The sequence below is a fragment of the Microcystis sp. M061S2 genome (assembly GCF_020245605.1).
Lineage (GTDB): Bacteria > Cyanobacteriota > Cyanobacteriia > Cyanobacteriales > Microcystaceae > Microcystis.
On sequence record NZ_JADBUP010000158.1, the window covers coordinates 1 to 11878 of the forward strand.

Genomic DNA, 11878 nt, shown 5'->3' on the forward strand with positions numbered 1-11878 from the left:
ATACACCGGAGATCTCGAGCCCAGCGCTAGAGCCATCAAAGTTTGGGCATCTAATCTCAAAAGTATGCAAATTGATCGTTTGAAGCGTTCTAGAACCAAGATAAAGCTGACGTGAAACTCGAAGCGAGCGAATTGTGGGCTCGCCTGCAAATGCATTAAGGCCCGAGGTTTCTAAAACCCCATCAACAAAGCTTTGAGCAGCCGATAAGTTAGAATAGCTTTGAGAAATAAAGTTGGCGCGGCGCAATACACCGGTGACGCCAATCCTAGCCCCAGCACCTTGTAGGCGGACTTTCTTATAGCCCCCATCCATATCCTCTAGTGTGACGTTTCCAACAGCATAGACAAAAACATCACCCGGTTCGTCTTTTAGCTTAATCTCAAAAGTCGGATCCCCATCAATCCAGCGAGTCGTATCCTCAATGAGTGCAATAGAATCAAACTCCAGCTCTCTGCCGCCGTACCGGACCACATCGGGGTTTCCAAAGAAAAACCTCAAAGGGTTAGTCTGAGCATTGTCCGTCAGACCTGCATTTGAATTTGCATTTAGAGAGTAATCAGGAAACGTATCCCGATCATAGTCATTTGCACCTGAACCGCCCGAGCCGACAGGCGGGAAATAAGTCCAGTTTCCGCTCATTGAGTTTGTCCTCGCTTTAATTCATTAAACAGCAAAAAGCCTGGCCTTGCTAGGGTTCAAATGCGCTCTAAAAGAAAGACGGGGGCACCGACATCCTGAGGTCACGCATTGAAATAACAAAACCAGGCCCACGGATTTTACAAAACCCGCAAAAATTAAGGTGCAACGCTAAAGAAGCTCTTGATGTCTTGCAGTGTTCGAACAACACAAGCAACCGACAGCGCCGTGACGCCGCCCGATGCGGTTGTAACCGACAAAATGTCGCCTTCAGCAAGCTGAAGCAAGCTTGAGCCAGCAGCCGGCAATACGTAGGTCTGTACGCCAGATGTGCCCAAAGCCTGAAGCGTCAAAGCTGAGCCGATGTTGATGTTCGTCAATCCAGCACCAGCAATGAATCGTTGTGCAATAAGTTGCAAAGTCGGGGTTGTGGTCAACCCAGTAGCAGCAACTCGCACAGCGTCAATTTGATGAGCGCCGGGGATGATTTCAATTTTGTATGTTCCAGCCGCGACGTTTTGCGCGTCTAGAGAGGTAATCCTGCGACGTTCGGAAACGTCGAGTTCTCTTGCAATAACAGGCATGATTAAACTCCTTTTTTCATGTCCATTGAGGACGTGTTTATATCGCCAAAGGCTTTTTTAAACTGCGAACGATTATCCGCAAAAAACCCCTCAGCGGTTGTTTTAAGACCACGACGTTTTGATTCCTCAGCTTTTAAGTATTCAGCCTCTAGTCGATCAACGATGTCTGATCTTGACCAGCCATCACTTTCACGTAGCTTCAACATTAAGGGTTCTAAACCCCACTCAGCCGCTTCGGTTCTCATCGTCCAATCCTTTGTTAGCGGGAAAATAAAATGAGGCGCGTCAATTTCTTTCATCGGTTTACGATAGAGCCCTAAGAGCCCTCCCCCCATATCTCGACAAAATAGCTTCGAATCATAGCCCTTTAAGTGCCAATTGATTCGACTCAAACGATATGACACGCCTCAAGTCCCTCCCCTTATGGGCTCAAGTAGTTACGAAGTGCAGCGGAAGCAGAAGCCTTTTCGTTGAACAAGTTCATGAACAAACGAACTCGGACTTCTAATTGGTCGGCTGCAACTTGTGCAATGTACATAGAGCCAGTTTCGTCAGCAAACTCAAGCTCTGCCAACATGTATGCTTTGAAAGCATCCCACGGAAGGAAGAACATGCGCTGAGGGCAATCCTTGTCCGGCACAACGGGGATTCCGTTGAAGTCCAGATAGAATTGATCTTTGGCAGCAAAACCGCCATCGCCTTTGACCGTATTGCTGTAACGCTTATCAGCGGTCAGAAGCTTTTGGTAGTAACGCAGAGAATCGAAGTCTGTGAAGATCGCGCTGTATTTTGCGCCCCCTCGTTGCAGACCCAAGTTCCAAGCTTGTTGCATTGCATCCAAAGTCAATTGACCAGCGCCCAAATCAACCACGTTTCCACGTGCGGATGGGAACAAAGATCGATCGACGTTGAACACGGTTGTGGTCAAGCCATCAAGCTGAGTCAAAAGACCGTTGATTTCTTGTCCAGCCGATCCAGTGCGGATGAGGTACGTGCCAGCCGCAGCTGTCACGGGGCCGCTCAAAGTAACGGTTCGTGTAGAACCTGTTCCAGTAATCGACAAAATGTCTACAGCCGATGCAACAACAGTTCCAGCAGTGGTGACGATATCAACCGTCAGACCAACGTCCAAGAACTTGTCTGGAGCCTCAACAGCTTCACGACCTGCAATGGTGATAACAGGGGTTGCAACAGCGTTAGCACTAACGCGAGCAAGCCAGCCTGAACCGTCCCATGACAACTGGCGGTTTACATCAGACTTCAAATCCTTGTAACCCTCTTCCAACTCATAGGCGGCAGCGCGCACGAAAGCGCCTGTGTCGTTCTGAGAAGCTTTGATCATGGGTCCAGTGACACCAAAGCGCAGGTAGTTATACTTAGCTGCGATGATGGCCTGAACGGTTGTTTGACGACCGATAGCTGGCAAAATTCCGCCGTCGCTCGTTGCACCGATTCCAGGGTTACGTCGCACTTTCAAAGGGCGAATAACTTGTTGTCCGGTGTATGCGTTTTTGATCTTTTCCGAACCTCGGTAGACAGGAATTTCATCGTTGAATTGGCTCACGATGGGGCCTTGATAGAAATTCTTGAGCTGCGCGAGGTTGGACTGAATGGAACTAAATTGGTTTCCCATTGTTTTCCTTCCCCTGGAAGGTCAAACAGACTTAGTTGCCAGAGTAATGTGCTAGGGCGGCAGCGGTAGCTTCCTTCAGATTTCGCGCCACAACGGGCGCTTGTCCTGGGATACCTCCACCACGGGGCACGTCTCGGCCTAACTCGTTTGCCTTCATTTGTTTTGAGTTAAGTTTTTTCACATACGTCTTAGCAAACGATTCCATAGCCTCATGACTTGCCTTGAATGCCTCTTCGACATCCTTTTCAGTCAATTTGCCCGAGCCTTCTTTGGTCTTCTCAGCCAATCGAGCTTGGAGCATCGAGACCACATCTTGTTCTCGCGCATGCTCAAATTTCGACTGAAACTTAGTGAACTGCGTATCGATCCACTGTTCGTTAGATTTCACGTCGTTCTCAAAGAAGCGTTGCTCGACCTTTTCAAGCCGAGACAATAACTCAGGCGGCAAATTTGGTTGATCTTTTGCTACCGCTTGTGATTCCGAACCGCGCCCCGCTTGGCCTAATGCAAAGTTTAGGTAGCCATGGAATTTCTCCGGGTATACCTCTTTGAATCGGGCTGCAAGACTTGGGTTCTGCTTTATCGTTTCAAGGTCAGCCGCTAGGTTGTCGTAGTATTTACGTTCCTCGGCCAACGCTTGTGTTTTCCTTGTGTAATCGGACTGCATGAGCATGGCTTTTTCAAGCTCGTCGGCGGTCCACTCTTTGTCTTTAAACTTGAATTTCTCGACCGCCGCTAAATCCAAAAGCTCTTGCTCGGTAGCTTGCTCGGTGGACTGTTCACTAACATCAGGGTTAGTCGTCTCAGTTGTTTCAGTGTTGTCTTGATCTTGTTCTAACATGGTGCCCCCCACCGATTAAGTCCCAATTGTACCAGCGATCTACGATTTTTGAACCTTCTTAGCCATTTCTTGGCTCGCTCGCTCTGTCAAACTTTTAGGCTTATCGTTTGATTTTGCAAGTTTCATCACGTCTTCCTCTGACGCGCCGTCTCCAAGCAATGCAATTAAGTCCTCAATGCTCATCTCTTTTTCTACAGAGACTTCCTCTTCAGGACTCTCCATTTCGACTTCAATTTTTGCATCTTTTACTTCAGGAGCTAGATCGGTGCCTTTTACAGCGTCGCCCTTGTCTTCATTCATGGGCTTTCCAACCATCGCCTTCCTTTTCTCCAGGGCCATCATCAAAGCATCTTTCATCATGTTATTTCTCCCTCAACACCCAGGCCTTCGGGCGCTTGGGCTTCCTCCTCAAGATTTTGTTGGCTTGATGCAAGCTCATCGGCCTGCAATTGTAACTCTTCCTCAGTTGGCTCAGGCGGGGCTGTCATCTCAGTCTGTGCCTCGACATGCTCCTCAATGTTTTTGAGCAACAAAGCTTTAGCTTCGTCTGACAATTGGTCAAAATCCGGACTAATTCGATACTCGTTTTTGACCTCAAAATGCCTAGCGTGGTCATCATACATGTTCACGCCTGGATCAATTCCACGCTTGATCATCTCCATGTCACGTTCAATCTGAGAATCAATGAGTGACTGCTTAGTCCAAGCCTCTGCAATATCCCCATATTCCATCATGGATAGAACACGAGCACGAACCTTTGGGTCAGCAGGGTCACCAAGTAGCCCCGAATTATAAGCGTTCATCAACTCTTGTCGTTTGACAGTCTTTGAAGTGGGAACCGTGGAGCCAGGAATTACAAAAACGTCAGTGTTGTTTTTAAGGTCCGTCCCAACAAATTCCTTCACATCATAAGCTCGGCCCTTGCCTGCAATCTTTAACAATCGAGGCAAAACATAGAACTTTTGAGCGTATTCCAAGATGTGTTTACCAAGACGCGCATAAGCTTCCTCATGCGCCTCGGTCATCACACCGATTCGTGTCTCATCTTGTTCAACTAGTAATTGCATCCCAACGGCTGGAATGGTCGCAGATGGCATTTGACCACGAGATGGCTGGTTGATGCCTGAAATGTCCAGCATCTCCATCGTGACCTTCTCATCCTCGTTATAGGCATATTGAGGAATGGTCGGCATCTGCAATGGAGTCGGTGGAGCGGCATTTGGGACGGGATTGTATTCCAAGACTTCGCCCGATTGATCATTCAGTGACTCTTGAGCCATCCCATGACCTTTGGCGGCCAAAACTTTAGAGGTCAAAGTCCTCGTGAGCCACGCAGCCCGCATCGTTAGATTCTTGTTCTTATAATCAGCCAATGGGCGCAAATGAGTCACAACCGACTCGGAGTAGAATTTGCCGCCGATGATGATGTCGTCAAACTTAACAAAAGGAATCTCACCGATCGGGAGTTCCTTGTCTTCTAGCAATATCCCATTCGCAACGGTTACCATGCGCCCCATAGGGTGTTTGGTAGATCGGCGCTCATAAAGCACCATTTCAATTGCAGCGTTTTTCATTATGTTCTGGGGATTCCCAGATGTGGGAGTCTGAGAGTTGATTGATTGGATTCGCTGCTCGTATTGAGCCGACAAAAGCCAAGCGCCTTCTTCTTTTACAGCCTCACCACGCTCACCAAAACGAGCCCTGAAGTAATCAAGCTTTCTAACCTTTGCCTGAACAACCCATTGGGCCTCATCCAAGGTCTTAGCAATTGGATCCACAAAGAGTTCAAATGGCGAACAAACATCCACCCGAATATCACCCTCGTAACCCATAACCTGATTCAACTCAGGGTCGATCATGGGTTTACCAAGTTGATCATCCCAACATACTTTAAGGTATGCATGGCCGCATTGTTGAACCCACATCATGAGGTCCAAACGCTTGCGGTTAATGTTTTGCTGATCCCAGACCTGATTTAATACCTGGAGCGCCAAGCGTGCGGCCTGTTTATCGTCGTTATCATTCGAATTAGGCCGAACATCGTATTTAGGCTTAGATTTTGTGAGCCTAGCCAGTCTGTTTTGTAGTGTGGGCAAGATCGAGTTCACATGAACCCGGTTAGCCCTCAAATACCTAGCCCCTTGAGCTATGGGACGAAACGTCCTTGTCGTCGAATCATATCGAATCGAGTCATAACCCAAGAGATAAGCGATGTTGGTCATCCAAATGGCTTCATGAGCCACCCGGTTGCCGCTTTGACGAACCTCGTCGACGCGCCCTTTTACAAACGAGACAAGTTTTTGCTCATCGTTTGATTGTGAGGACACGTCGAACTTCTGTTTTTCATCTGACTCGGCCACGTCAGCGTCTTTTTTAAAGAGATTGTCAAAAATTCCCATCTTATAGTGGTCCAAACTCCTGTAACTGTCTTAAGTCCTCAGGAAGCTCATCCTCTTCTAATGATTTTGACGGTTTCTTGGGTTTTTTCAACATCTCGGACTGAACATATTCGCCAAAGTTCCGGCTCATTAACTTATTTATGAGTTTTTGCCGCTCCCAGGCGTGCATAAGCTCACGAACAACAACAAAGCCAGCCCAAAAAAGGAAATCATTCATGGACTAACAACGGTACCGAAGTTTCCATGGAGTTTGTTCACAAGACTTGCCGAGTCCTCAGCCTTGATCTTTTCCATTTCGCCTTGAGGATACACTTTGACGCCTTGATAGATGAAAAACTTTCCCTCACCCAATCCATTGGGATTGAAGTAATCGATAATTGTCTTATCAGCTTCAATTTCAGCTGATTCCATCGTTCCACCTGTCACCATGGCATGATGTTGAGCTTGGGCGATCTTTGTTTGGAATGCTCGAAGGAGTTCACCGGTCGGGTCAATAGCTTGAACCTTGTCCATTGCCATCTGCATGCTGCTCTTGGCGCTCACGGGCGAGGCGTCGAATGTAATGCCTTTCGTAGTCTGGGTGGTTTGGTCCGATGTTTTCATGCGTTACCCTTTCCTTCATAGGTCTAAATGCTATGCGCTCCATGTTGGCCAAAGCATCGGCCAAGTCATCATGCGCCCCTCGGGGAAACTGCAATAATTCGTTTTCTAAATCTTGGAGCCCCCGGTTCAGATATATCATGCCCCACTCAAAACGTGGAACTAACTGCAAGATGCGAACTCCTTTTGATTCGCCGCGTTCATATTTGATTTCACTGAGAGGTAACACGACGTTTCGACGCATCCCCTCTTCATAGAGCAAATGCAATAAGACTTTTTGATAGGCAATCGACTCGACCCCAATGCCATTAAAATTGAACTGAGCATGAGCATCGAAGATCTTATTGATAAGCGTTGTGGGGTCCATTCGGGCTCTCATTGCCACTTCGATATACCATCGGCCCTCAACATCTACGGAACCGGCAACTAACGCTGTATAATCGGCTGTCTCAGCCTTCGATATTGCAGGGTCAACAAGTAAAAAGCGCGTAACGGGGCTTGGGATCTCGCTATAATATTTAAACCAGTCGGGCTTAAAGCGTTGCTCATCCTCAGGGATGACTTCATTCTGGTATTGGTTAGCGAATATGTAGGAGCCTTGTGAGCGCTTAACTTTCTCTAGAAATGCGTGATCGAGCCGCTCGGGAAAGTATAAAGAGCCGTCCGGCCTGATAGCCTTCTCGTAAACGACTGACCAACCCTTTCGAACAACGACGCGTGAACTCAATGAATCGCCCCCATCGGCTCAAACTTATCACCTGAACTACGGGCTTTAAACCATCCGGCACCCAATCCTCTGGGATCGGATAACGCGCCTTGATTTCTTCAACGCGACGCGCCCAGTCTTTTAGCAATCGCGAATCACGATTTGTAATCCACTCATTCATGGCTTCATAGAACTCCCCATGATCGGGGTAATTCATGCGGCGCACTTGGACGATGTACTCATAGGCTTGTCTTGTAGATAAGGCCTCAGTATCTAACCGCTCAGTTTCTCCGTTGTACGGAACCACATCATCCATAGGGCCAATGTGAGTTTTCTTTATTTTGCCTGTCGTTTTATCAACAATGTGTGTTCTGATTAAGACCATAGTTGATCCCATAGACTCGATTTAACAGCGATTGTTTTACCAGGCACGGAAACACCTAAGAAACCTGCGATCTCAGAGGCATATGCATCAATTCGCTCTTGAGTGAGAATCTCGTCTGGCTCAAGGTCTACCCAAATTTGAAGGGCAGCGCTCAACGACCCGTTGCCAATGAGACCCGCCACCGCTGCTAGCTTGCCTGCCATGACAAGAGACTGGTTTTCCGTGATCCCATAGATCACATCGTTTTCGGTAACAAAGCGCACCATAAGCTCTTGGCCAAATTGAATGCGGTTAACCCGGTTTTGAATCTGTTGCATGAAAGCATCACGCTGAGCTTGCTCAGTCTCTAACGCTGCAAAATAGGCTTGAACCTCAGTAGCCAGTGACGCATTGATCGCATCGATTTCTGTTTGAGTTGCAAAAACCCAGCCTTCCCCAAACGGTGGATCAAGACCAATGGAGACCTGCCACACATAACCCTCTGGCATTAGCGGATGGCGATTGGGGTTAAATGCTTGAGTGATGTAATAGCGATCTTTCATTGCGCAAATCTCCACACGTTCTTATTGCGTTGCTCAAAGGTCACATAGTCCAAAAAGTATTCACAAGTACCAGATGTCCCAATCGTTGAACTGGTAAAAATACACTGATGAAAAAATCCTATCGGGTTTGTCGTTGGCACGTTGGTTGTAATTGACCCCAGGTTAATCCACTCCCCAGCCGAACCAGTTGTGTTTTTGTCATCCCAAAGTTTGTAGAAGGTCACAACCCAGTCTGTTCCATTATGCGATGCTCGCCACATAAATGAACGATAAACCCCACCCGTCGGGTCGCTTGTGTGCAATATAATGCTTTGATTACTGGCTATCCGCGTTGAAACACCTGAGCTTCGACAAATCGGCTCAAAGCGCCAAAGGCTCCCCGAAAACGTGGTTGGGTCGCGGATAAATCCAACCGCATTGGTAAAATCGCTGTTGATGTTGGCGCTATTGCCCATTCCCAAAAATTCATAAACAAGCGTGCCGCCACCAAATATCAAGTTTGCGCATCTGACTTTTGCCGTAAACGTATAATCATAATTTGGATCAAGGCGCCATGGAGCGTTGCCCCCAGTGTAGCCATAACCAACAGCCGCACTGGCCCCACCGCCTGGGGGGATATTGTATTGAAGCCTTGCAACTCCAACCTCTCGTCCAGTTGTAGGGGCCACTTGAACAGCAACCCCAGATGCGCCTGCAATAAAAGATGTTAAAAATGTGTGCCCAGTCTCAGACCTTCCAGATCCTCGCTGGACAATGTCATCCTTCATCCTCGAGCCGAGTTTAAAATCATCTTGAGGCAAGCCAAACGCGTGAAGATTAGGCTGCCAAAGTGCGACGCGTGGCATGGGCTACCACCTTACTGTGCTAAAGCGTTTTTGAAATCTATAGAAATCTTGATCAATAAAATAGGCCGTGGCCGCCGCTGTTGAAGTTGATAGGAAGTAGAATGTTGGCCAAAGTGCCAGTGCGGTGCCTGGTAGTGCGATTGTTTCCACTAAAGTTGCGTTTACAAAAACGCTCATCGAAGTAGCGGCGGCGTTGATTTCAATCCGCAAATAAGTCCAGACGTTGTTTGATACCGCCGCAGCAACTGATGTGCCAGTTGTAATAACCCCACCAACTACAGACCTTGGACGCCAAAAGTTTGAGTTATTGAATCCAATAAACACGGCATTTGTAGGCGTGGCCGTTGTCGTGTCAGCAAGGCCCAACCAATACTCTCTAACTGTGACGTTTGTTGTGGGTGCTTGAACTCGCACGACAGCATCAATTCGGATAGCCCCGCCAGTTAGAAGCGTTTGAGCAACCGTTCCCAGATTCCCTACACTCAACGACGTGTTAGCTGCCGAATGAGTGATTTGCTGCCTTATAGCGCCTGGATACTGCGCGCCCAATTGTTGGTTGGTGACTGACCAAGTTGCCCCTGTATTTGTAAAAGCCCAGTTCCAAATCCCAGATGTTAGCCGAGGAATCCAATCTTCTTGAATTTGAACATATGTTGCAGGGTTGAACTCATTGTTTTGCACCGACTCAATCTGAGCCGTTAAAGGATTGAACCGATTACCAAGTGGCATATTAGACCAACGTTACGTTAAGAATGTTGTCCTTGAAAGCATCAACGTAGTTCACTGTGGCCGTTTGAACCAACGTGCCACCTGAGCCGCCAGTGCGATAAAAATAAACCTCTTGAGTAACTACGGGATAAGTGGCCCCTACAAAATCTGCTCCAAATGGCAGAGAATCAATAAATGTTGGCGTGGGACCACTTGAACCACCACCACCACCGCCTGATCCAGAGATAACAATTCTTGGCATATTATTCCGCCCCCGCTGAGCGGCATCGCAAAATGCCTATCGTCGCAGTAGCACCTGATGCCGCAAAAAAGATGCTACCCGACAAATCCACACTAACCGTCTCGCCAATCCCCATCGGATAACCAACGCCCCACGTCAATGTAGCGCCGCCAATAAGTAGAGTTGAGCCAGAAATAAACTTAAACACAGTAGCGTTTTGAAACGCTTGGACGGGTATTTCGACAATCGCAGATAAGCCAATAGCCTGGATGCTCCCCTGTAATGAGAAAACATCATCACGACTAGAGCCCATTAGAACAACGACGCCCCAGCGCTCAAACCGTTCATCACTGCAACCGTGCTTGTCACCCCAAAGCTAGAAAGGAAACAGCCCGCGGGGCCTGGAAAGAATTGATATTGGTTGGCCAGAATCGGGAAGCCCGAAGCAGCCGCTACACCCGTTGAACCTACAATTGCACAACTTCCGCCGATGAGTTGAAAGGCCCGCCATACACCGTAGACAGTTTGAGGAACCGCTTGTGTGGTGTTTGGTGCCAGTACAAAGACCGTAGGCTGTAAAAAGTGAACGTCATTCTCTCTTGCCATTATTTTTTAATCCCCTTTAAAACCATAACAGGGTCATCGATATATTCAAAATTGTACCCCGGAAAATACGTTTTGCCAGCCATCCAGAATTCTTGAGGCGTATAAGTTCGAAGATGAGGCTGTTTCTTGGTGCGCCATTGCTTGCATCCTTCCCCAAAACAGTACCGAGGCGTACTTAAGTAAACCCTATCAGGATTTCCCTGACGCCAAGCCATAGCAGCCAAGTCCCTTGGATTCCAAATGTGCTCAATGATCTCATAAGCAATAAACCAAGTTTGAGCGCCCTCAATCTTTGGGCCCAGTGCTTCACCAAGTCTGGGCTGAGCCATTTCATAAGCTCGAGGCTCAAGACCAATGGGTTCATATGTAAACTTGCACCCATGAAGCTTTAACCCCAAGGGAAGCATGTAATCACCCGGTCCCATATCAACTAAGTGGGGCACAATCCCTTGTGCGTTAGCAGCCTTCACGTCCTCTAACATCGTACGGCCACGGGTGACATTTTGAATCCAATAGAGCACCGATTCGTTGTCTTTGGGCAAATCCCCATCCACGTTCTTGTAGTCATGGACTTGGAATATCGCAGCCTCAATATCGCGCCGCATTGCAAGGATCGGTTCAGGCGTATTGTCCCTATAATAACCAGGGATCAAATCGAGTAGCTGTAGCGCTCGCTCGGCCTCATCTGCTTTCATCAATTGATCGGCTGCAACGAGCCAATGCTCTAAATCAAATTCTTGTATCATCTCGGCACCCCTCAAGACCTAAGTTCCCACGGTCAGCGAGTTCTAATTCTTCCCGCAATACGTGGCCAATTAGATCCCCTTCGGAATACCTTGTACCGATTAAAACATAAACCCCATTGGGCTCGAGAATTGATAAATTGTAGCGATAATGACGCACAATCTTTGCTCGTTGCTCAGGCGTCGATGAGTTCTTCGGTGAGTTGTAATCATCCCCTATGATGTGAGTATAGTGCTGACCAACCTTCACGGTTCCAATCCCACCACACGAGACACTAGGTTCCTTCCAAGGTCTTGTGCGTTGCGCAATGATGAGCCCATCGGCTGACCAAAGCTCTTTAGAGTTAAAGCGCCCAAATAGGTAAACAAGCATTTCGGATTCCAAGACGCCTTTGATCTCTCGAAGAA

The 11878-nt window shown here is 47.9% G+C and carries 18 protein-coding genes; all 18 read right to left on the reverse strand.

What is annotated here, in order from left to right:
• A partial coding sequence (locus tag IM475_RS22430) for a hypothetical protein (RefSeq protein WP_287729190.1) occupies positions 1–640 on the reverse strand: 640 nt, incomplete at its 3' end.
• Between the two features lie 155 nt (positions 641–795).
• A complete protein-coding gene (locus tag IM475_RS22435; protein ID WP_287729191.1) occupies positions 796–1221 on the reverse strand; it encodes a hypothetical protein in 426 nt (141 codons plus the stop codon).
• Between the two features lie 2 nt (positions 1222–1223).
• The gene (locus tag IM475_RS22440; protein WP_287729192.1) at positions 1224–1520 is read right to left on the reverse strand and encodes a hypothetical protein; all 297 of its coding nucleotides are present in this window, start codon (positions 1518–1520) and stop codon (positions 1224–1226) included.
• 122 nt (positions 1521–1642) lie between these two features.
• Positions 1643–2854 (reverse strand): phage major capsid protein, encoded by a 1212-nt coding sequence (locus IM475_RS22445; protein WP_287729193.1) that lies wholly within the window; start codon positions 2852–2854, stop codon positions 1643–1645.
• A gap of 31 nt (positions 2855–2885) precedes the next feature.
• Entirely contained in the window at positions 2886–3695 is an 810-nt protein-coding gene (locus tag IM475_RS22450) for a hypothetical protein (protein ID WP_287729194.1), read from the reverse strand.
• A gap of 39 nt (positions 3696–3734) precedes the next feature.
• Entirely contained in the window at positions 3735–4055 is a 321-nt protein-coding gene (locus tag IM475_RS22455; protein ID WP_287729195.1) for a hypothetical protein, read from the reverse strand.
• Positions 4052–6094: a portal protein gene (locus IM475_RS22460; RefSeq protein WP_287729196.1), complete on the reverse strand. Its 2043-nt coding sequence runs from the start codon at positions 6092–6094 to the stop codon at positions 4052–4054. The genes IM475_RS22455 and IM475_RS22460 overlap by 4 nt, the downstream gene beginning before the upstream one ends.
• A gap of 1 nt (position 6095) precedes the next feature.
• Positions 6096–6311: a hypothetical protein gene (locus IM475_RS22465; protein WP_287729197.1), complete on the reverse strand. Its 216-nt coding sequence runs from the start codon at positions 6309–6311 to the stop codon at positions 6096–6098.
• Positions 6308–6607: a hypothetical protein gene (locus IM475_RS22470; protein WP_287729198.1), complete on the reverse strand. Its 300-nt coding sequence runs from the start codon at positions 6605–6607 to the stop codon at positions 6308–6310. The genes IM475_RS22465 and IM475_RS22470 overlap by 4 nt, the downstream gene beginning before the upstream one ends.
• Positions 6585–7061 (reverse strand): hypothetical protein, encoded by a 477-nt coding sequence (locus IM475_RS22475; RefSeq protein WP_287729199.1) that lies wholly within the window; start codon positions 7059–7061, stop codon positions 6585–6587. The genes IM475_RS22470 and IM475_RS22475 overlap by 23 nt, the downstream gene beginning before the upstream one ends.
• A 241-nt stretch (positions 7062–7302) precedes the next feature.
• Entirely contained in the window at positions 7303–7785 is a 483-nt protein-coding gene (locus IM475_RS22480) for a hypothetical protein (RefSeq protein ID WP_287729200.1), read from the reverse strand.
• Positions 7776–8327: a hypothetical protein gene (locus tag IM475_RS22485; protein ID WP_287729201.1), complete on the reverse strand. Its 552-nt coding sequence runs from the start codon at positions 8325–8327 to the stop codon at positions 7776–7778. Before IM475_RS22485 ends, IM475_RS22480 begins: the two co-directional genes overlap by 10 nt.
• Positions 8324–9172: a hypothetical protein gene (locus IM475_RS22490; RefSeq protein WP_287729202.1), complete on the reverse strand. Its 849-nt coding sequence runs from the start codon at positions 9170–9172 to the stop codon at positions 8324–8326. Before IM475_RS22490 ends, IM475_RS22485 begins: the two co-directional genes overlap by 4 nt.
• A 3-nt stretch (positions 9173–9175) precedes the next feature.
• A complete protein-coding gene (locus IM475_RS22495; protein ID WP_287729203.1) occupies positions 9176–9901 on the reverse strand; it encodes a hypothetical protein in 726 nt (241 codons plus the stop codon).
• A gap of 1 nt (position 9902) precedes the next feature.
• On the reverse strand, positions 9903–10142 hold the full coding sequence (locus IM475_RS22500) for a hypothetical protein (protein ID WP_287729204.1): 240 nt from the start codon (positions 10140–10142) through the stop codon (positions 9903–9905).
• A 291-nt stretch (positions 10143–10433) separates the two neighbouring features.
• A complete protein-coding gene (locus IM475_RS22505; RefSeq protein ID WP_287729205.1) occupies positions 10434–10727 on the reverse strand; it encodes a hypothetical protein in 294 nt (97 codons plus the stop codon).
• Positions 10727–11473, reverse strand: a complete 747-nt coding sequence (locus IM475_RS22510; RefSeq protein ID WP_287729206.1) for a hypothetical protein — start codon at positions 11471–11473, stop codon at positions 10727–10729. Before IM475_RS22510 ends, IM475_RS22505 begins: the two co-directional genes overlap by 1 nt.
• Positions 11457–11878, reverse strand: a 422-nt coding sequence (locus IM475_RS22515; protein WP_287729207.1) for a hypothetical protein, incomplete at its 5' end; no start/stop codon positions are given. The genes IM475_RS22515 and IM475_RS22510, both read right to left, overlap by 17 nt.